The organism is Aurantimonas manganoxydans SI85-9A1 (assembly GCF_000153465.1).
Taxonomy (GTDB): Bacteria; Pseudomonadota; Alphaproteobacteria; order Rhizobiales; family Rhizobiaceae; genus Aurantimonas; species Aurantimonas manganoxydans.
On record NZ_CH672387.1, the window covers coordinates 2,311,297 to 2,330,394 of the forward strand.

The 19,098-nt window shown below is 66.3% G+C and carries 18 protein-coding genes; 10 read left to right on the top strand and 8 right to left on the bottom strand.

The window, feature by feature from the left end; all coding sequences use genetic code 11:
- The first annotated feature begins 22 nt into the window (after positions 1-22).
- From SI859A1_RS11010 to SI859A1_RS11030, 5 genes are all read left to right on the top strand, one after another.
- The gene (locus tag SI859A1_RS11010) at positions 23-1,381 is read left to right on the top strand and encodes a substrate-binding protein (RefSeq protein ID WP_009209841.1); all 1,359 of its coding nucleotides are present in this window, start codon (positions 23-25) and stop codon (positions 1,379-1,381) included.
- Between the two features lie 189 nt (positions 1,382-1,570).
- Positions 1,571-2,584, top strand: coding sequence for a branched-chain amino acid ABC transporter permease (locus tag SI859A1_RS11015; protein ID WP_009209842.1), 1,014 nt, complete (start codon positions 1,571-1,573; stop codon positions 2,582-2,584).
- 96 nt (positions 2,585-2,680) lie between these two features.
- Positions 2,681-3,814, top strand: a complete 1,134-nt coding sequence (locus SI859A1_RS11020; RefSeq protein WP_040326465.1) for a branched-chain amino acid ABC transporter permease — start codon at positions 2,681-2,683, stop codon at positions 3,812-3,814.
- Between the two features lie 11 nt (positions 3,815-3,825).
- Complete coding sequence (locus SI859A1_RS11025; RefSeq protein WP_009209844.1) at positions 3,826-4,581, top strand: ABC transporter ATP-binding protein; 756 nt, start codon at positions 3,826-3,828, stop codon at positions 4,579-4,581.
- On the top strand, positions 4,578-5,354 hold the full coding sequence (locus tag SI859A1_RS11030; RefSeq protein ID WP_009209845.1) for an ABC transporter ATP-binding protein: 777 nt from the start codon (positions 4,578-4,580) through the stop codon (positions 5,352-5,354). Before SI859A1_RS11025 ends, SI859A1_RS11030 begins: the two co-directional genes overlap by 4 nt.
- Positions 5,355-5,438: 84 nt before the next feature.
- On the opposite strand, the gene SI859A1_RS11035 is transcribed toward SI859A1_RS11030, so the two are convergent.
- The 7 genes from SI859A1_RS11035 to SI859A1_RS11065 form a co-directional block, all read right to left on the bottom strand.
- Complete coding sequence (locus tag SI859A1_RS11035) at positions 5,439-6,821, bottom strand: aspartate aminotransferase family protein (RefSeq protein ID WP_009209846.1); 1,383 nt, start codon at positions 6,819-6,821, stop codon at positions 5,439-5,441.
- Positions 6,822-6,897: 76 nt separating this feature from the next.
- Positions 6,898-8,385 (bottom strand): NAD-dependent succinate-semialdehyde dehydrogenase, encoded by a 1,488-nt coding sequence (locus SI859A1_RS11040; RefSeq protein WP_009209847.1) that lies wholly within the window; start codon positions 8,383-8,385, stop codon positions 6,898-6,900.
- Between the two features lie 127 nt (positions 8,386-8,512).
- A complete protein-coding gene (locus SI859A1_RS11045) occupies positions 8,513-9,007 on the bottom strand; it encodes an Lrp/AsnC family transcriptional regulator (protein ID WP_009209848.1) in 495 nt (164 codons plus the stop codon).
- 79 nt (positions 9,008-9,086) lie between these two features.
- Complete coding sequence (locus tag SI859A1_RS11050; RefSeq protein ID WP_009209849.1) at positions 9,087-9,530, bottom strand: universal stress protein; 444 nt, start codon at positions 9,528-9,530, stop codon at positions 9,087-9,089.
- A 55-nt stretch (positions 9,531-9,585) separates the two neighbouring features.
- Positions 9,586-10,863: a TRAP transporter large permease gene (locus SI859A1_RS11055; RefSeq protein WP_009209850.1), complete on the bottom strand. Its 1,278-nt coding sequence runs from the start codon at positions 10,861-10,863 to the stop codon at positions 9,586-9,588.
- A 63-nt stretch (positions 10,864-10,926) separates the two neighbouring features.
- Positions 10,927-11,586, bottom strand: a complete 660-nt coding sequence (locus SI859A1_RS11060; RefSeq protein WP_009209851.1) for a TRAP transporter small permease — start codon at positions 11,584-11,586, stop codon at positions 10,927-10,929.
- 106 nt (positions 11,587-11,692) lie between these two features.
- On the bottom strand, positions 11,693-12,739 hold the full coding sequence (locus SI859A1_RS11065) for a TRAP transporter substrate-binding protein (protein ID WP_244400968.1): 1,047 nt from the start codon (positions 12,737-12,739) through the stop codon (positions 11,693-11,695).
- A 617-nt stretch (positions 12,740-13,356) separates the two neighbouring features.
- Here SI859A1_RS11065 and eutA point away from each other — a divergent pair.
- Genes eutA through doeB form a run of 5 tightly spaced genes read left to right on the top strand, consistent with a single transcriptional unit; the run spans position 13,357 to position 18,329 of the window.
- Positions 13,357-14,133, top strand: coding sequence for an ectoine utilization protein EutA (gene eutA / locus SI859A1_RS11070; RefSeq protein WP_040325701.1), 777 nt, complete (start codon positions 13,357-13,359; stop codon positions 14,131-14,133).
- A gap of 4 nt (positions 14,134-14,137) precedes the next feature.
- Positions 14,138-15,124 (top strand): hydroxyectoine utilization dehydratase EutB, encoded by a 987-nt coding sequence (gene eutB / locus SI859A1_RS11075; RefSeq protein WP_009209855.1) that lies wholly within the window; start codon positions 14,138-14,140, stop codon positions 15,122-15,124.
- Positions 15,124-16,116, top strand: coding sequence for an ectoine utilization protein EutC (eutC, locus tag SI859A1_RS11080; protein ID WP_009209856.1), 993 nt, complete (start codon positions 15,124-15,126; stop codon positions 16,114-16,116). Before eutB ends, eutC begins: the two co-directional genes overlap by 1 nt.
- 23 nt (positions 16,117-16,139) lie before the next feature.
- Entirely contained in the window at positions 16,140-17,321 is a 1,182-nt protein-coding gene (gene doeA, locus SI859A1_RS11085) for an ectoine hydrolase DoeA (protein WP_009209857.1), read from the top strand.
- A 3-nt stretch (positions 17,322-17,324) separates the two neighbouring features.
- Positions 17,325-18,329, top strand: coding sequence for a N(2)-acetyl-L-2,4-diaminobutanoate deacetylase DoeB (gene doeB / locus SI859A1_RS11090; RefSeq protein ID WP_009209858.1), 1,005 nt, complete (start codon positions 17,325-17,327; stop codon positions 18,327-18,329).
- Positions 18,330-18,352: 23 nt separating this feature from the next.
- Here the strand turns inward: doeB and SI859A1_RS11095 are convergent, their stop codons facing one another.
- Positions 18,353-19,087, bottom strand: a complete 735-nt coding sequence (locus tag SI859A1_RS11095) for a response regulator transcription factor (RefSeq protein ID WP_040325702.1) — start codon at positions 19,085-19,087, stop codon at positions 18,353-18,355.
- Between the last annotated feature and the right edge of the window lie 11 nt (positions 19,088-19,098).

Consider the following 19,098-nt stretch of genomic DNA (forward strand, 5'->3'; position numbering starts at 1 on the left):
TGGGATAATCGGGAGGTGACCAATGGCATTTTACAAGGACGGATGGACCCGTCGTCGACTGCTGACGACCGGCGCCGGCATCACGGCCGGTCTCGCCATGCCGCACGTCTTCACGCGCGGGGCCTGGGCGCAGGATCAGGCATTCTGCAACAACCCGTCCGGTGGCACCGTGACGCTCGGCTTCAACGTGCCGCAGTCCGGTCCGTATGCAGATGAAGGCGCCGACGAGCTGCGCGCCTTCCAGCTGGCGGTCAAGCACCTGAACGGCGAAGGCGACGGCGGCATGCTGTCGACGATGCAGCCGTCCAATCTCAAGGGCAACGGCATCCTGGGCAAGAAGGTCGCCTTCGTGACCGGCGACACCCAGACCAAGTCCGACGCGGCCCGCGCCTCGGCCAAGCGCATGATCGAGGCCGACAAGGCGATCATGATCTCCGGCGGTTCGTCCTCGGGCGTCGCCGTGGCGGTGCAGTCGCTGTGCCAGGACATGGGCGTGATGTTCATGGCCGGCCTGACCCACTCCAACGACACCACCGGCAAGGACAAGCGGCGCTACGGCTTCCGCCACTTCTTCAACGCCTACATGTCCGGCCAGGCGCTTGGCCCGATCCTCGCCGAGGAATACGGCAAGGACCGCCGCGCCTACCATTTGACCGCCGACTACACCTGGGGCTGGACCCAGGAGGAGTCGATCAAGAACGCTACCGAAGCGCTCGGCTGGGAGACGGTGGAGGCCGTTCGCACCCCGCTCGGCGCCGGCGACTTCTCGCAGTATCTGACGCCGGTCCTGAATTCGGGCGCCGACGTCCTGATCCTGAACCATTACGGCGGCGACATGGTCAATTCGCTGCGCCAGGCCGTCACCCAGTTCGACATGCGCTCCAAGCAGGTCAACGGCAAGGACTTCCAGATCGTCGTGCCGCTGTTCTCCGAGCTGATGGCACAGGGTGCGGGCGAAGCCGTGAAGGGCATCCTGGGCACCGCCAACTGGGACTGGAAGCTCGACAACGCCGCCACCAAGGCGTTTTCGAAGTCCTTCGGCGAGGAATATGGCAGCCCGCCGTCGCAGGCCGCCCACACCTGCTACGTCCAGACGCTGCTCTACGCCAACGCCGCCGAGACCGCCGGCACCTTCTATCCGCCGGAACTGATCAAGGCGCTCGAAGGCTTCGAGTTCGACGGCATGGGCAATGGCCCGACGCTCTACCGCGCCGAGGACCACCAGTGCTTCAAGGACGTGCTGGTCGTACGCGGCAAGCAGGAGCCGACCAACCAGTTCGACCTGATGGAGATCGTCAAGGTCGTGCCGCGCGACGACGTGACCTACGACGCGTCGATCTTCGGCGGCGAACTTGGCCCCTACGACGCGAAGGAATGCTGATCGCATCCTGACCCGATCAGGTCGCCGGCAGACATGCCGGCGACCGTCCAGCATCGCAGACATCAAGACGACAGGCGCCGGCCCAGCGGGCGACGGCGACACGAGGCAATCGAACTGCCGCTCGCCAAGGGCCGCGCGTATCGACCCCGACAATTCAAAGCGGCAATGCCAGGAGCGACCAAGGGGCACATGGACGCCATCATTCTTCAGATCCTCAACGGTCTCGACAAGGGCGGGGCCTATGCGCTCATTGCCCTCGGACTGACCCTGATCTTCGGTACGCTCGGGGTGGTCAATTTCGCCCACGGCGCCCTCTTCATGCTCGGCGCCTTCTGCGCCGTCGCCTTCTCCATGGTCCTGTCGATCTCCGAGCGCGTGCGCGACGAGAGCGTCACCTTCTTCGAGGCTTACAAGGAAGTCCCCTATCTGGAGATCTGGTTCGGCGAGACCGGCCGCACGATCCTCGACTGGTCGGTGCCCTTGTCGATCCTCCTCGCGATCCCCTTCATGCTGCTCGTCGGACTGGCGATGGAGCGCGGCCTGATCCGCTTCTTCTACAAGCGCAGCCATGCCGAGCAGATCCTCGTGACCTTCGGCCTCGCCATCGTCCTGCAGGAGATCGTGAAGCACTATTTCGGCGCCAATCCGATCCCGATGACCGCGCCCCCGGCCTTTGCCGGCAGCGCCGATGTCGGCCAGTGGTTCGGCATTGCCGGCCTCAGCTATCCGATGTGGCGCATCGTCTACTTCCTGTTCTCGCTGGCCATCATCGGCGCGGTCTTCGCCTTCCTGCAGCTCACCACCTTCGGCATGGTGGTGCGGGCCGGCATGGCGGATCGCGAGACGGTGGGCCTGCTGGGCATCAATATCGGCCGCAAGTTCTCCATCGTCTTCGGCCTCGCTGCCGTCGTCGCCGGGCTGGCGGGCGTCATGTACACGCCGATCCTGTCACCCAACTACCATCTGGGCATGGACTTCCTGGTGCTCTCCTTCGTGGTCGTCGTCGTCGGCGGCATGGGGTCGCTGGGCGGCGCCGTGGTCGCCGGCTTCCTGCTCGGCATCCTGCAGTCCTTCTCCTCGATGACCGAGATCAAGGCGATCGTGCCGGGCATCGACCAGATCATCATCTACCTTGTCGCCGTCGTCGTCCTGCTGGTCCGCCCGCGTGGACTGATGGGCCGCAAGGGCGTCATGGAGGCCTGATCGATGAACAGCGCCATCACCCCGACCGACCTCGGCGGCACGCCGCACGAGACCACCCGCAAGACCCGCGACTCGCGGCCGTTCTTCGCCACCACGATGGGCGACTACGCCTTCACCGCGATCTTCGCGGCGGCCGTCCTGACCATGCCGATCTGGCTCGCGCCGATCGGCGCGGGCTACCCGGACATCCTGCAGAAATTCGCGATCTTCGGGATCTTCGCGATCGGCTTCAACATCCTGTTCGGCTTCTCCGGCTATCTGTCCTTCGGCCACGCAGCGTTCCTGGGAACCGGATCCTACGCCGCGGTCTGGATGTTCAAGCTCCTGTCGATGAACGCGATCTTCGCGGTCCCCTTCGCGATCATCGTCGCCGGGCTCCTGGCGCTGGTCATCGGCTTCGTCTGCCTGCGCCGCGCCGGCATCTATTTCTCGATCCTGACGCTCGCCTTCGCGCAGATGTCCTACAATCTCGCCTATTCGGTGCTGACGCCGATCACCAACGGCGAGACCGGACTCCAGATTTCCCGTTCCGATCCGCGGCTGATCGACCGGGCGCTGGGCGAAGTCGGCGCCGGCCTTCCCAAGCCGAACTTCTTCGGCATCGAACTGCAGGGCTATCCGGGCTTCTATTTCTGCGCGATCCTGCTGGTTCTGGGCTTCTTCCTGGCGCTCAGGATCCGCAACTCGACCTTCGGCATGATGCTGTTCGCCATCAAGTCGAACCAGAACCGCATGGGCTACACCGGCTTTGCCGCCCGCCCGTATCTGCTCACCGCCTTCGTCATCTCGGGCATGTATGCCGGCCTCGCCGGCGGCCTCCTGGCGGTCACCGACCCCCTCGCCGGCGCCGACCGGATGCAGTGGACGGCGTCGGGCGAGGTCGTGCTGATGACCATTCTCGGCGGCGTCGGCACGCTGCTCGGACCGGTGATCGGCGCGGCCGTGATGAAGTATCTCGAGCAGATCTTCTCGTCCTTTAACGACGGCTTCCTCTATCGCAGCTTCGACTTTCTGCCCGGCTGGGCACAGAACGTGGCGGTCGAGATCACCAGCCCCTTCGTCGGCGAAGGCTGGCACCTGACGCTCGGCCTCCTGTTCATGGTCATCGTCATCTTCCTGCCGGGCGGGATCATGGAGGGCCTGCGCCGCATCGGCGCCCTGTTCCACAAGCCCAAACCGGCTGACGGGACCACCGGCGACACCGCCGCTGCCCGCGCGAACCACCAATAGAAAGAGCCGGCATGGACATTCTCACCATCAACGGCGTCAGCAAGCGCTTCGGCGGCCTGAAGGCTCTCGACGACGTAAATCTCAAGGTCAAGGAAGGCACGGTCCACGCCATCATCGGGCCGAACGGCGCCGGCAAGTCGACCCTGCTCAACACCCTAGTCGGGCGGATCGTACCGGACGAAGGCACCGTCGAGTTCAACGGCGCACCGCTGCTCGGGCACAATCCGTATGAGATCAACCAGGCCGGCATCGCGCGGGTGTTCCAGACGCCGGAGACCTTCGCCGAGCTGACGGTCATGGAAAACGTCATGATTCCGGCTTTCGCCCGCAAGGACGGCGCCTTCAAGATCAATCTCTGGGGCCGCGCCAACGACCGGCGTGTCGTGCTGGAGGAGGCAGAGGAGATCCTCGAGGATCTCAACCTGGCCGCCCAGCGCCACCAGCGGGTCGATTCCATGTCCCGCGGCGACAAGCGGCGGCTGGAGCTGGCGATGTGCCTCGTCCAGCGGCCCAAGCTGCTGCTGCTCGACGAGCCGACCGCCGGCATGTCGCGGGCCGACACCAACAACACCGTCGATCTCCTCAAGGCGATCGCCAAGCGCGGCATCACAAAGGTGATCATCGAGCACGACATGCATGTCGTGTTCTCGCTGGCCTCGACCGTCAGCGTGATGGCGCAGGGCACGGTGATCGCCGAGGGCACGCCCGAGGCGATCAAGGCCGATCCGCGCGTGCAGGAAGCCTATCTTGGGGGAGCCCATCTATGAGCGACACGATCGACGCCGTCCGGCCGCATGGTCGAAGCGCCCGGGCCGAAACCGTCCGGTCCGAGGGCCAGCCCTTCTTCGCAGCCCGCGACCTGCATGCCTATTACGGCGAGAGCTACATCGTGCAGGGCGTCTCCTTCGAGGTACGCGAGGGCGAGATCGTCGCCCTGCTCGGCCGCAACGGCGCCGGCAAAACCTCGACGCTGCGCACCATCGCGCGGGCCGGTTCGCCGGAGCTGAAGCACGGCGAGATCTGGCTCGACGGCCAGCCGCTGCACACCATGCAGGGCTACGAGGCCGCACGACTCGGCGTGCAGCTGGTACCCGAGGACCGGCGGATCATCGCCGGCCTGACGGTGGAGGAGAACCTCAAGCTCGCGCAGATCGAGCCGCCCATCGGCTGGTCGCTGGAGCGGATCTACGAACACTTCCCCCGGCTGGCCGAGCGCCGCACCCAGGAGGGCATCACCATGTCCGGCGGCGAGCAGCAGATGCTGGCCGTTGCCCGGGCGCTGGCCCGGGACGTGAAACTGCTGCTTCTGGACGAGCCCTATGAGGGGCTGGCGCCGGTCATCGTGCAGGAAATCGAGCGGATTCTGGAGGAGATCAAGCAGATCGGCATCACCACGATCCTGGTCGAGCAGAACGCCATCGCCGCGCTGCATCTGGCCGACCGCGCGATCATCCTGGAGATGGGCGAGATCGTCTTCGACGGCACCGCGCAGCAGATCATCGACGACAAGGAAATGCGGCTGCAATATCTCGCCGTCTGACCCGTCGCCTCAAGCCGACAACGAAAAGCGCCCGGCGGCAATGCCGGGCGCTTTTCGTTTGGGCGCGATAGGCGCCGGTGGCGATCAGCCGAGTTTGGCTGTCACCGCCTCCACGGCATCGGCGGTGCGCTCCACCACCATATCGGCCTCTTCACGGGTCAGGACGAAGGGCGGCGCGAAACCGAGGATGTCGCCTTCCGGCATGGCCCGGCCAATGACGCCGCGCTCCAGCAGCGCCGCGGCGATCTGCGGCCCGACCTTCAGCGACGGATCGAAGAACTTGCGGTCGTCCTTGTCCTCGACGAACTCCACCGCGGCCATCAGGCCGTCGCCACGCACCTCGCCGACATGGGCGTGTCCTGCCAGCGCGTCGGCGAGGCCCTTGCGGAAATGCGCGCCCACGGTGCCGGCATTCTCGACGAGGTCGAGCTTGTCGATCAGTTCGAGATTGGCGACGCCGGCGGCTGCGCAGAGCGGATGCGCCGAATAGGTCCAGCCATGGCCGATCGGCCCCATCTCGTCTGAGCCGCGGACGAGAACGTCCCAGACCTTGTCGGAGATGATGCTGCCCGAGAGCGGCGCATAGGCCGAGGTCAGGCCCTTGGCGATGGTGATGATGTCCGGCTTGATGCCGTAATGCTCGGAGCCGAACATCGTGCCGAGACGCCCGAAGCCGGTGACCACCTCGTCGGCGACCAGCAGGATGTCGTATTTCGCCAGCACCGCCTGGATCTTCTTCCAGTAGCCGGCCGGCGGCGGGACAATGCCGCCGGTGCCCAGGATCGGCTCTCCGATGAAGGCGGCGACCGTGTCCGGCCCCTCGGCGAGGATCATCTCCTCCAGCTTGTCGGCGCAATGCTGGGAGAACTGCTCCTCGCTCATCGAGCGGTCTTCGCGGCGGAAATAATACGGCGCCTCGGTGTGCAGGATCGGCGCGCGCGGCAGGTCGAAGGCGTTGTGGAACAGCTTCAGGCCGGTGAGCGAGCCGGTCATCACGCCCGAGCCGTGATAGCCGCGCCAGCGCGAGATGATCTTCTTCTTCTCGGGCCGGCCGAGAATGTTGTTGTAGTACCAGATCAGCTTGATGTTGGTCTCGTTGGCGTCCGATCCCGACAGGCCGAAATAGACCCGGCTCATGTGATCCGGCGCCCGGTCGATGATCATCTTGGCAAGCTGGATCGACGCCTCGGAGCCATGGCCGACATAGGCATGGTAATAGGGCAGCTTGTGCGCCTGGGCAGCGATCGCGTCGGCGATCTCGGTCTGGCCGTAGCCGACATTGACGCAATAGAGGCCGGCAAAGGCGTCGAGGCTCTCGCGGCCGTTGGTATCGACGATGGTCGCGCCCTTGCCGCCGGCGATCACCCGTGTCGGCGTCTCGCCCCGGGCATGGCTGCCCATATGGGTCGACGGGTGGAAGAAATGATCGCGGTCGAAGGCGGCGAGTTCGTTGTTCCGGTCGAGCATCGTCTGCTCCTTTCCTGACTGTATGCGTCCTGACTGTATGCGTCCTGACTGTATGCGGATCTGTCGAAGGCGGCGGTCAGCCGATGTCCTGACAGACATATTTGAGGTCGGTGAAGGCTTCGAGGCCGTGGCGGGCCCCTTCCCGGCCCATGCCCGACTGCTTGACGCCGCCGAAGGGGATCGGCGTGCCGGTGATCTTGACGCGGTTGACGGCGACCATGCCGTATTCGAGCGCCGCGGTCATCCGGGCGATCCGCGCGGCGTCGCGCGTCACCAGATAGGCGACGAGGCCGTATTCGGTGTCGTTGGCGCGGGCCAGAACCTCGTCCTCCGTGTCGAAGGGCGTGACGGCGGCCACCGGGCCGAAGGTCTCTTCATGCATGATCAGCGCATCCTCCGGCACATCGGCCAGCAGCGTCGGCCGGTAGAAGAGCGGCCCGGCGGCATCGCGGCCACCGCCGGCGAGGCAGCGAGCACCGCGGCCGACGGCATCGTGCACCTGCGCCTCGACCTTGGCGATGGCGCGGGCGTGCATCAGCGGACCGATCTCCGTGCTGGCACTCAGACCCGGCCCGACCGCCAGCGCCGCGATCCGCGCCTTGAAGGCGGCGAGGAACGGCTCGTAGATCGACCGCTCGACATAGATGCGGTTGGCCGCCAGGCAGTCCTGCCCGGAGGTGGCGAACTTGGCGTCCATGGCGATGTCGACGGCCCGGTCGAGATCGCTGTCGGCGAAGATCATCAGCGGTGCGTGGCCGCCGAGCTCCATGATCAGACGCTTGACCGTCGGTGCGGCCTGCGCTGCGATCAGCCGGCCGATCTCGGTCGAGCCGGTGAAGCTCATGGCCCGCACGCGGCGATCCTCGCAGAGGCGGCCGACGATCGTCGCGGCGTTGCCGGTGACGACGTTGAAGACGCCGGCCGGCATGCCGGCGCGTTCGGCCAGCGCCGCCAGCGCCAGGGCCGAGAACGGGGTTTCCGACGACGGATGGGCCACCGTGGTGCAGCCGGCGGCGAGCGCCGCGGCCGCCTTGCGGGTCAGCATGGCGGCCGGGAAGTTCCACGGCGTCACCAGACCGACGACGCCCAGCGGCACGCGGCAAAGCGTCATCTGCGCGTTCGGCAGATGGCTGGTCAGCCCCTCGACCGCAACGCGCCGCGCCTCCTCGGCGTAATAGTCGACGAAGGACGCCGCATAGTCGATCTCGCCGCGGGACTCGGCCAGCGGCTTGCCCTGCTCCAGCGTCATCAGCAGCGCCAGATCCTCACGCGACGCCAGGATCAGATCATGCCAGCGCTTGAGGATTCGCGCCCGCTCCTGCGGCAGCAGCGCGCGCCAGGCCGGCAGCGCGGCTTCGGCCGCGTCGATCGCCCGGCCGGTGTCCGCGGCGGTGAGAGCGGGGATGAACCCGAGGGTCTCGCCGGTGGCCGGATCGGTGACGGCGACGGTCGCATCGCTGGTGATCCAGCGCCCGGCCAGAAAAGCCGCCTGGACGAACAGCGTCGCGTCGTCGAGCGCGGCCAGAGGGTGAAGGGTGTCGAGATGGCGTATCGCTGCAGACATGGCGCTCTCCTGTTCCGTCAGGAGAACGCTATCGCGTTCGCAGGCGAGACGTCGGCCATAGATCGGTCCGGGAAGCGAATTCTGTCCTGCCGAAGGGCCGCTGCGGCGATGGCTCGTCGCCCGCGCCTCAGCGCGCCGTGTCGGCGATCATCTGGATGGGGATTGGTGCCTTCTTGATCGACGTCATCACGGGGTAGCTGAAGTAGCGCTTCACCCCGGCGCCGTTCGACAGAAGCTTGTCGATGATCGCCTGATAGCTGGCGAGATCACGCGTAACGAACTTGCAGAGATAGTCGAAACCGCCGGATACCGAGAAGCACTCGACGATCTCCGGCACGTCGCGGATCGCCGCCTCGAAAGCCGCAAAATCCTCCGTGCGGTGGCTCTCGATCTCCATCATCACGAAGAGTACGGTAAGCGGCCCGTAGGTGCTCTCGGCGATCATCGCGCCGTAGCCCTCGATGATGCCCGCTTCCTCCAGCCGGTTCAGCCGCTCCCAGCAGGGCGTCGGCGACAGGTTCACGCGCTCCGCCAGCGTCGCCTTCGGAATCCGACCCTCCGACTGGAGGATGGTCAGGATCTTGATATCGCGGTCGTCCAGCTTGATGCGGCCCGGTGGCATGGCGAGTCCTGGTCCGAAGAGGTCGATCCCCTTCAATAGACTGCCGGTTTGGCCGGCGTCCACCGCCGAGTGTCGTGTCTCAGCGCACGATCAGGCAATGCTGGGGCGCAAGCGAGGCCACCTTGTGGGAGACCGAGCCAAGAAGGAAGCCCTCGATGTCGCCGTTGCCGCGGGCGCCAAGCACGACCAGGTCGCACTCATGCTGCCTGGCGAAGGCGACGATGGCGCGCGACGGCTGACCACGCTTGGCATAGGCGGTGACATCTTCGACGCCGGAATCCAGCGCCCGGGCCTTGGCCGCCGCGGCGATCTCGCTGGCGTAGGTCTTGAGAGAATCGTCCGGCCGCTCGGCGGCCTGCTTCACCCGGACCATGGAGAGCGAGGCTTCCAGCGGCGAATGATGCCGATAGACGCACAAGGTGATCAGGCGGGCGCCAAAGAGCCGGCACATTTCGGACGCCACATCGAGGGCGCGCGTGGCCATGGGAGAGCCATCCACGGGCACGAGGACCGTCTTGTACATGCATCGCCTCCAGGAGCGGTTCGGATCGTGTCGACAGACCCCGGCCCTTCGCGGCCTAGCGGAAGGCCAGATCGCGAAGGAACAGCGCCAGCGGCGGCCATGCGATGAGCAACGCACTGACCAGGAGCAGGATGAAGATGAACGGCGGCGTACCGCGGATCACCTCGATATAAGGACGTTTGAAGATCGCGATCGCCGTGAAGATATCGCAGCCGAAGGGCGGCGTGGCCGACCCGATCGCAACCTGCAGCGTGATGATCACGCCGACCAGCACCGGGTCAAGCCCGAGTCCGGAAACGAGCGGCGAGAAGATCGGCACCAGCACCAGAATGACCACGATCGGGTCGACGAACATGCAGCCGACGAAGAAGGCAATGGAGATCGCGATCAGCACGCCCACCGGCCCGGCCTCCGTGAGGCCGATCGCCCCGAGGAGCATCTGCGGGATCTGCTGGAACGAGATGACCCAGGAGAACGCCGCGCCGGCCGCGACGAGGATGAAAACCACTGCGGTGATCAGGCCGGTCGACTTGGCGATGTCAAAGATGTCGCTCAGCTTCAGCGAGCGGAAGATGACCATCTCCAGAAGCAGCGCATAGCCGACGCAGACGGAGGCCGCCTCTGTCGGGCTGAAGATGCCGCCATAGATGCCGCCGACGACGATCAGCGGGAAGCCGAGCGGCCAGATCGCCGCCACCATCGCCTGGCCGCGCTCGCGCCAGGTGGATTTCGGCTCGGTCTCCAGATTGTGCATCCGTGCGTAGATCACGGCGTAGATCGAGAACAGGACCAGGATCAGCAGGCCCGGCCCGACACCGGCGATGAACAGTTCCGAAATCGAGGTACCGGACACGACACCGTAGATGATCATCGCGATCGAGGGCGGGATCAGCATGGCGATGTCGGAGGAATTGATGATCAGCGCCAGGGTGAAGCTGTCGCTGTATCCGGCCTTCAGCATGCGCGGCCGCAGCGGCCCGCCGACGGCGACCACCGTTGCCTGGGTCGAGCCCGAAACCGCGCCGAACAAAGTGCAGCTCATCGCCGTCGCGACGCCCAGACCGCCGCGCATATGGCCGACGAAGCGCATCACCAGGTCGATCAGCCGGTCGGCCGAATGGCCCTTGGTGATGATGTCCGCTGCCAGGATGAACATCGGCACGGCCACCAGCGCGGCCGGCCGGATGCCGGCGATCATCTGCTGGACCATGATCTCCGGCCCGATCGGCAGGAAGAAGAAGAACCCCACCAGTGTCGCCATGAGCAGCGGCACCATCATCGGGAACCCCAGAAGCAGGAGAACCACCATGGTCGAGAGCATCGCAGTTGCCATGGATTTCCTCTGGTCAGAGCGCGCGGCGGCGGAAGTTCGGGCAGGTCGACGGCGGTGGCGGCGTCAGATCTGGGTTTCGGTGTCTTCGTAGGAATCGACGACGGAGACGGACAGGTAGATTTCCGGCCGGGTCAGATTGGCCAGGGCCGTCAGCACGTACTGGATGCCGGTGATGACGAAGCCGACCGGCAGCCAGACGAGGGTCACGTAGATCGGCAGGCGCAGCACCGGGGAAATCCGGCCGGTGTCAAAGACGCTGACGACGTAGAACCAGGAGAACCAGGCAAGGATGAACATGGTCGCGGCGGTGACCAGCGCGATGACGATCATCAGGGCGCGGCGCGCCGGATCGGGCAGTTCGTCATAGATCGCCGACATCCGGATATGGCGGCCGTGGCGCGCGGCGAAGCCGATGCCGGCGAAGGTCACCAGGATGACCAAAAACTGGTTGAGTTCCTGCGAGAAATAGAGGCTGCGTCCGAAGACGAACCGGCCGATGACATTGGCGACGGAATTGAACGCCATCATCAGGATGCCGGCCGTCAGGATGACGGATTCGAGCACCGCGATCGACCGATCGAGAATCTGGAAGGGCTTGAGAACGCCGGAAAAGCCGCTTTCGGGCGCGTCCGTCTTGTTGGTCGAGGAATCCTCGGAGGGCCTCGGGCCACCCAGACTCTCGGCGGGGGCATCCGGGTCGGTCGACGGGTCGGGTCGGTTCATCGGCGTTCCATCCTATGGCGCCACACATATGCTGCCGCGCATGATGATAGCGCGGCAGCAGCTTTCGGCGACCGGCGAACGAACCGCCGGTCGGACTCCTGTCGGATCAGCCGCCGACCCGCTCCTGCGAGGCCTTGATGTCGGCCTCGAAACCGTCGAGCACGGCCTTGCCGCTGTCGCCCGTCATCTCGACGAACTTTTCACGGACCTGCTCGGCCGCCTTGCGGAACGGCTCACGCTGCTCGTCGGTCAGGCGCGTCACCGTCATGCTCGGCTTGGCTTCCTGGATCTTGGCGAGTGCCTCGTCCTCGAGACCCTTCTGGTAGTCGATGATGTAGTCATAGGCTGCATCGGCCGCTTCGGTGACGAGCGCCTTGTCCTCGTCGGACAGGCCGTCATAGAAGCTCTTGTTGGCCGCCACGGCGGTGGTGAAGGTGTTGTGGCCGGTAAAGGTGATGTGGTCGGTCACCTCGTACATCTTCGTGGATTCCACGAAGAACATCGGGTTCTCCTGGCCCTGGATCATGTTGAGCTGCAGACCGGAGAAGGTCTCGCCCCAGGGCAGCGGCGTCGCCGTCGCGCCGAAGGCGTTGTAGGTCTCGACCAGCAGCGGCGTGGTCATCACGCGGAACTTCACGCCCTCCAGATCGGCCGGCGACGTCACCGGCTCCTTGGTCGTCATCACGACCTCGCCTTCCGGGAACATGTCGACCAGATGCAGGTTCTGCGCGTCGTAGAGCCCGGCCAGATCCTCGTTGATCGTCGACGACGTCTTGTAGAAATCCGCCAGCACGGCCGGGTCTTCCGGCAGCACATAGGGCATCAGGAAGACCTGAAGCTCGGGGATCAGGCTGCCGGTGAAGCCGGGCGAGGCATCGACGAACTGGATGGCGCCCATCTGGGCCAGTTCGGTGGTGTCGGCGGACTCGCCAAGTGTGCCGAACGGGAAGATGGCGACGGTGTGGTCCGAATTCGCCTCGATGTGCTCCTTGAACTTCGTGGCGTAGACGCCCTGAACCTCTTCCAGCGCTTCCTCGATGGCGTATTTCCACTCGGCGGCAAAGGCCGGGCCGGCCAGAAGGGTGAGCGCGGTCGTGGCTGCCAGGGTCTTGGCCACCAGATTGCGGCGGCGCGTCTTCATCGGATTGGTCATTCAACGATCTCCGTTTCTCGGTTCGACGACAGGAGGTCAACAAACCATAGCATTCGAAATCAGCAGGAAAAGCGTAGCCCGCGAAAAATCCGCCGACGGCGCACGATCGGCAATGGAATTCAGGATCATCGCCGGCGAGATCAGTCGATCTCGGATATTTCGCCTGCTTAGCACAGGGTTCGATTGCACGAACCGGCGTGAAGCACCGGGCTCCTGCTTGAAGGGAGCCCAAGCCTGCACATCGACGACCGTCAGTCAACGTTCGCATCCTCTGGATCGCCGAAGATCAGCTTCCGAATATTATCGCGCCGTGTCGAGCGAGCGTTCGCCCGAATGCGTTCGGGCAGGCAGCAGAATACACTTCTGGCGCGACGGAAAAAGGACGGTTCGCCTAATTGCCGAGCATGCCCAATGCGTGGTCATTTGAGCGCTGTAACGTCGGGGAACAAGCGGTTCGCGGGTTGACCGGGGCGAGAGGAAATGCGCCTTTTCGGCTCCGTGTCGCCCGGTCCGGCTTCCACCCTCGACACCTTGCGCATGCACCGGCGGCGACGGGTTCGCAGAGAGCATCAGGCCATGGCGACAAAACTCTGTTTTCCCTGTTGAAAGTTTCTGCCATGAGCGTCCCGATCACCACCTCGGATCTGCCTCTCGCTCTCGATGAGCGGGCTTGCGGGCGCCGTGTTGGCCTGATTCTTCTGGCCACCGACCAGTCCACCGAGGCCGATTTCACGCGCATGGTCGCGTCCGACACAATCCACGTCTTCGGCACCCGGATCGAGTTCGCCAACCCCACCACGACGGAGAACCTGCGGGCGATGAAGCCGCGCCTCGCAGCTGCCGCCGGCCTGCTCCTGCCGGGCGAGGCCTTCGACGTGATCTGCTTCTCATGCACCTCCGGAACCGTGCTGATCGGCGACGACGAGATTGCCGCGGCCATCCACGCCTCCAAACCCGAAGCCGCCGTCGTGACCCCGCCGGCCGCCGCCGCCATGGCCCTGCGCGCCCTCGACGCCCGGAAGATCAGCGTCTTGACGCCTTATGTCGTGCCGGTCGGCGAACTGATGGCGGATTATTTCGTCGACGCCGGCTTCACGCTGGAAAACTTCACCTGCCTCGAGATGGAGGATGACGGGGACATGGCCCGGATGTCGCGGGCCAGCCTGGTCGAGGCGGCCGTCGCCGCAACCGCTCCGTCCGCCGAGGCCCTGTTCATCTCCTGCACGGCCCTCCGCTCCGCCGCCGCCGTGCCGGAGATCGAGGCGCGCATCGGCCGGCCGGTCGTCACCAGCAATCTGGCGACGGTCTGGGCGACCCTTGGCCATTGCGGCGCCCTCGCCGCACGACCGGACGCCGGCCGCCTGATGGGGCGGTCCCTGCCCGTCGCCGCGTGACGCCATGGGGATCGTGACGCTCACCGATATTGAAGCCGCCGCCCGCCGGATCGAAGGCAGGATCCGACGCACGCCGATCGATCTCTCGCCGAGCCTGTCCGACCGGCTAGGCGTGCCGGTCCATCTGAAGCACGAGCACCGGCAGATCACCGGTGCCTTCAAGCTGCGCGGCGCGACTAACGCCCTGCTGCAACTGACGCCAGAGCAGCGCGCGAAGGGCGTGACCGCCGCCTCGACCGGCAATCACGGCCGGGCGCTGGCCCATGCGGCGGCCGCCGAGGGCGTGCGCTGCATCGTCTGCATGTCGGCGCTGGTGCCACGCAACAAGCTCGATGCCATCGCCGCCCTGAGCGCCGAGACCCGGATCGTCGGCCGGTCGCAGGACGAGGCCCAGATCGAGGTCGACCGGCTGGTTGCCGAGGAAGGCATGACCAATGTGCCGCCCTTCGATCATCCGGCCATCGTCGCCGGCCAGGGCACGATCGGGCTCGAGATCATCGCCGATCTGCCCGACGTCGACACGGTGCTGGTGCCGCTGTCGGGCGGCGGTCTCGTCGCTGGTATTGCCGCTGCGGTGAAGGGCCTGCGCCCGGAGGCGCGGGTGATCGCCATTTCCATGCGCCGCGGCGCCGCCATGCAGGCGAGCCTCGCCGCCGGCCATCCGGTCGAAGTCGAGGAATTGCCGACCTTCGCCGATTCCCTCGGCGGCGGCATCGGTCTCGGCAATGCCTGGACCTTCGAGGCCGTGCGCCACCTCGTCGACGAGGTGGTGCTGCTCGACGAGGCGGAGATCGCCGCCGGCATCCGGCACGCCTATGCAGAGGAGCGCGAGATTGTGGAGGGCGGTGCCGCCGTCGGCATCGCGGCGCTTCTGGCCGGCAAGGTGCGTCCAAACGGGCCGACGCTGGCGCTTCTGTCGGGCCGCAACATCGACATGCGGCTGCATCGCGCCATCCTCAATGGGGCGAACACGCTGGAGGAGGCTGCCTGATGCCGCAGATGCGCATCCTCACCGAAACCGATCTGCGCCAGCTGGTGCCGCTCGACCCGGAGGCGATCGCCGCCGTCGAGGGCGCCTTCGAGGCGCTGGCGACCAAGGCGGTGGCAATGCCGCCGATCCTGCGGCTCGACATTCCCGAGCATCACGGCGAGGTCGACGTGAAGACCGCCTATGTGCCGGGCCTGTCCGGCTTTGCCGTCAAGATCAGCCCGGGCTTCTTCGACAATCCGAAGCTGGGCCTGCCGAGCGTCAACGGCATGATGGTGCTGCTGTCCTCCACCACCGGGCTGGTCGAGGCGCTGCTGCTGGACAACGGCTATCTGACCGACGTGCGCACGGCTGCGGCCGGCGCGGTCGCCGCCCGGCAACTCAGCCGGCCGGATTCTGCCGTCGCAGCCATCTTCGGTGCCGGCGTCCAGGCGCGGCTGCAGCTCAAGGCGCTGACGCTGGTGCGGCCGATCGCCGAGGCGCGGATCTGGGCCCGCGATCCCGGCAAGGCGGATGCAGCGGCGGCGGAGCTTTCGGCGGAACTCGGGATCGCGGTCACCGCCGTCGCCGACGGCGAGCGGGCCGTTGACGGCGCCGACATCGTGGTGACGACGACCCCGTCCGAAACGCCGATCCTGATGGCGGGCTGGCTGGCGCCCGGCCAGCACGTGACCGCCATGGGCTCGGATGCCGAGCACAAGAATGAGCTCGATCCGACCACCATCGCAGGCGCCGACCTCTATGTCGCCGACAGCCTGTCCCAGACCCGGCGGCTGGGCGAACTGCACCACGCGATCGCCGCCGGCGCGGTCTCCGCGGACGCCCCCTTCGCCGAACTCGGCGCCATCGTCGCCGGCCGCAATGCGGGTCGTCCCTCGGCCGAGGCCCTGACGATCTGCGATCTGACCGGCACCGGCGTCCAGGACACCGCGATCGCCACGTTGGCCAGCGATCGCGCCATCGCGGCTTCTGCCGGCACATCCTTTACCAGCTGACCCCTCCGACCACAGGTGCACCCATGCGTGAGCCGCGATTCAAGTTTACCCGACCGGAATATGCCGAGCGGCTGGAGAAGACCCGGGCGGCCATGGCCGAGAAGGACATCGAACTGCTGTTCGTATCCGACCCGTCGAACATGGCGTGGCTGACCGGCTACGACGGCTGGTCGTTCTACGTCCACCAGGGCGTGCTGGTGCCGCCGGAGGGCGACCCGATCTGGTTCGGTCGGTCGCAGGACGCCAACGGCGCGCGGCGCACTGCCTATATCGGCAACGACAACATCGTCGGCTATGCGGACCACTACGTGCAGTCGTCGGAACGGCACCCGATGGATTACCTCGCCACGGTCATCAAGGATCGCGGCTGGGCGAACCTCTCGATCGGCGTCGAGATGGACAATTACTGGTTCTCCGCCGCCGCCTTCCTGTCGATGCAGACCTATCTGCCGGAGGCGCGCTTCGTCGACGCGACCGGCCTCGTCAACTGGCAGCGCGCAGTCAAGAGCGCGCAGGAACTGGAATATATGCGCATTGCCGGGCGCATCGTCGGCGCCATGCACAAGCGCATCCTGGAGAAGGCCGAGCCGGGCATCCGCAAATGCGATCTGGTCGCCGAGATCTGGGACGTCGGTACGCGCGGCGTCGACGGCTATGGCGGCGACTACCCGGCCATCGTGCCGCTGCTGCCGTCGGGCCTCGACGCCTCGGCGCCGCACCTGACCTGGGACAATTTGCCGATGGAGCGCGGCGAAGGTACCTTCTTCGAGGTCGCCGGCTGCTACAACCGCTATCACTGCCCGCTGTCGCGGACGATCTTCCTCGGCAAGCCGCCGCAGAGCTTCCTCGACGCCGAGAAGGCGACGCTGGAGGGCATGGAAGCGGGTCTCGAGGCCGCCAAGCCCGGCAACACCTGCGAGGATCTGGCCAACGCCTTCTTCGCGGTGCTCAAGACCTACGGCATCATCAAGGACAACCGCGCCGGCTATCCGATCGGCCTGTCCTATCCGCCGGACTGGGGCGAGCGGACCATGAGCCTGCGCCCGGGTGACCGCACCGAGCTGAAGCCCGGTATGACGTTCCACTTCATGACCGGCATCTGGCAGGAGGACATGGGCATCGAGATCACCGAGTCGATCGCCATCACCGAGACCGGCTACGAGCTTCTGGCCGACGTGCCGCGCCAGCTCTTCGTGAAGGACTGAGCCATGCGGCAGGACAATCTGGCGCCCTCGCCGCTGGTGGCGACGGTTGATTTCCAGGCCGACGGCATCCAGCACGGCTTTCTGCGCATGCCCTACAGCCGCGACGATTCGGCCTGGGGCTCGGTGCTGATCCCGATCACCGTCGCCAGGAACGGCGACGGTCCGACGGCGCTCCTGACCGGCGGCAATCACGGCGACGAATATGAGGGCCCCATCGCGCTGTTCGATCTGGCCCAGCGGCTGACCCTGGAGGAGATCACAGGCCGGGTCATCATCCTGCCGGCGATGAATTATCCGGCCTTTCGCGCCGGCACGCGCACCTCGCCGATCGACAAGGGCAATCTGAACCGGCTGTTTCCCGGCTCGCCGGTCGGCACGCCGAGCCAGAAGATCGCCGACTACGTCACTCGCTACCTGCTGCCGATGGCGCATGTCGTGCTCGACTTCCATTCCGGCGGCAAGACGCTGGATTTCCTGCCCTTTGCCGCTGCCCATGCACTGGACGACAGCCGGCAGGAAGAGGAGTGCATCGCCGCCGTCGCCGCCTTCGGCGCGCCCTGGTCGGTGAAGATGCGCGAGATCGATGCGGTCGGCATGTTCGACACCACGGTGGAACAGCTCGGCAAGGTGTTCGTGACGACCGAACTCGGCGGCGGCGGCACGGCGACGGCCCAGAGCGCCGGCATCGCCAAGCGCGGCGCGGCCAATCTGCTGCGCCATGCCGGCATCCTGTCGGGCGCTGTCGAGGAACGGCCGACCCGCTGGCTCGACATGCCGTCGGACGATTGCTTCACCTTCTCCGAGATCGACGGGATGATGGAGCCGCTGGTGGATCTGGGCGACGCGGTCCGCAAGGGGCAGCCCATCGGCCGAGCCTGGCCGATCGACCGCACCGGCGTCGCGCCCTACGAATACACCGCCAAGATGGACGGCATCCTCGCCGCCAGGCACTTCCCCGGCCTCGTCAAGGCAGGCGACTGCATCGCCGTGCTCGGCGTCACCGACTGAGAACGTGTGCAAAAGCCGAGCGGTCAGGCGATCCAGTCGACCCGCGTCGCGAAGACATAGCCGGCGCCATAGACGGTGCGCACATGGACGGGCTTCTTCGGGTCTTCGTCCAGCTTTTTCCTGAGCCGCGACACGCGCACGTCGACGCTGCGATCGAAGGCCTCCTCGCCGCTGGCGGAGAACAGCTCCAGCAGGAAGTCGCGGCTGAGCACCCTGCCCTGCGCTTCGAGGAAGGCGCGCAGGAGCTCAGCGTCGGAGCGGGACAGCGGCTGTTCGGCGCCGCCGGGCGCACGCAGGGTCAGCGAGCCGAAGTCGGCCCGCCAGCCGGCGAATTCGGCAATGTCGGTGCGCGCCGTCGCGCTGACGCGCGGCGTCGGGGTTGCCTCCCGGTTGCGCGACGTGCGGCGCAGGACGCTGCGGATGCGAGCGGCCAGTTCCAGCGGCTCGACCGGCTTGGTCAGATAGTCGTCGGCGCCGCTTTCCAGCCCCTGCAACCGGTCGTCCAGCGCCCCGCGGCCACTGACGATGACGATCGGCAGGCCGTGGCGGCCGAGGTCGTCCTTCAGAAGCGCCAGGCCGTCGCCGTCGGGCAGGCCGAGATCGACGATGCACAGATCCGGCGGCGCAGCGCCGAGCTGGCGGCGGAACTCGGCGATCCGCTGGAAGGTCGCGACCACGAAGCCCTGCTCGGTCAGCTCGCGGGCGAAGACGGCGGCGAGATCGCGGTCGTCCTCGAGGATGAAGATGCGCTCATGCATCCGTCGGCACC

What these genes read in the sequence shown, in the direction of transcription:
- SI859A1_RS11065 (WP_244400968.1), bottom strand. Translation starts at nt 12,739, where the DNA reads ATGACCAATCCGATGAAGACGCGCCGCCGCAATCTGGTGGCCAAGACC.
- doeA (WP_009209857.1), top strand. Translation starts at nt 16,140, where the DNA reads ATGCGTGAGCCGCGATTCAAGTTTACCCGACCGGAATATGCCGAGCGG.
- SI859A1_RS11020 (WP_040326465.1), top strand. Translation starts at nt 2,681, where the DNA reads ATGGGCGACTACGCCTTCACCGCGATCTTCGCGGCGGCCGTCCTGACC.
- eutB (WP_009209855.1), top strand. Translation starts at nt 14,138, where the DNA reads ATGGGGATCGTGACGCTCACCGATATTGAAGCCGCCGCCCGCCGGATC.
- SI859A1_RS11015 (WP_009209842.1), top strand. Translation starts at nt 1,571, where the DNA reads ATGGACGCCATCATTCTTCAGATCCTCAACGGTCTCGACAAGGGCGGG.
- SI859A1_RS11035 (WP_009209846.1), bottom strand. Translation starts at nt 6,821, where the DNA reads ATGCTCGACCGGAACAACGAACTCGCCGCCTTCGACCGCGATCATTTC.
- SI859A1_RS11040 (WP_009209847.1), bottom strand. Translation starts at nt 8,385, where the DNA reads ATGTCTGCAGCGATACGCCATCTCGACACCCTTCACCCTCTGGCCGCG.
- SI859A1_RS11060 (WP_009209851.1), bottom strand. Translation starts at nt 11,586, where the DNA reads ATGAACCGACCCGACCCGTCGACCGACCCGGATGCCCCCGCCGAGAGT.
- SI859A1_RS11025 (WP_009209844.1), top strand. Translation starts at nt 3,826, where the DNA reads ATGGACATTCTCACCATCAACGGCGTCAGCAAGCGCTTCGGCGGCCTG.
- doeB (WP_009209858.1), top strand. Translation starts at nt 17,325, where the DNA reads ATGCGGCAGGACAATCTGGCGCCCTCGCCGCTGGTGGCGACGGTTGAT.
- SI859A1_RS11050 (WP_009209849.1), bottom strand. Translation starts at nt 9,530, where the DNA reads ATGTACAAGACGGTCCTCGTGCCCGTGGATGGCTCTCCCATGGCCACG.
- SI859A1_RS11095 (WP_040325702.1), bottom strand. Translation starts at nt 19,087, where the DNA reads ATGCATGAGCGCATCTTCATCCTCGAGGACGACCGCGATCTCGCCGCC.
- SI859A1_RS11010 (WP_009209841.1), top strand. Translation starts at nt 23, where the DNA reads ATGGCATTTTACAAGGACGGATGGACCCGTCGTCGACTGCTGACGACC.
- eutA (WP_040325701.1), top strand. Translation starts at nt 13,357, where the DNA reads ATGAGCGTCCCGATCACCACCTCGGATCTGCCTCTCGCTCTCGATGAG.
- SI859A1_RS11055 (WP_009209850.1), bottom strand. Translation starts at nt 10,863, where the DNA reads ATGGCAACTGCGATGCTCTCGACCATGGTGGTTCTCCTGCTTCTGGGG.
- eutC (WP_009209856.1), top strand. Translation starts at nt 15,124, where the DNA reads ATGCCGCAGATGCGCATCCTCACCGAAACCGATCTGCGCCAGCTGGTG.
- SI859A1_RS11030 (WP_009209845.1), top strand. Translation starts at nt 4,578, where the DNA reads ATGAGCGACACGATCGACGCCGTCCGGCCGCATGGTCGAAGCGCCCGG.
- SI859A1_RS11045 (WP_009209848.1), bottom strand. Translation starts at nt 9,007, where the DNA reads ATGCCACCGGGCCGCATCAAGCTGGACGACCGCGATATCAAGATCCTG.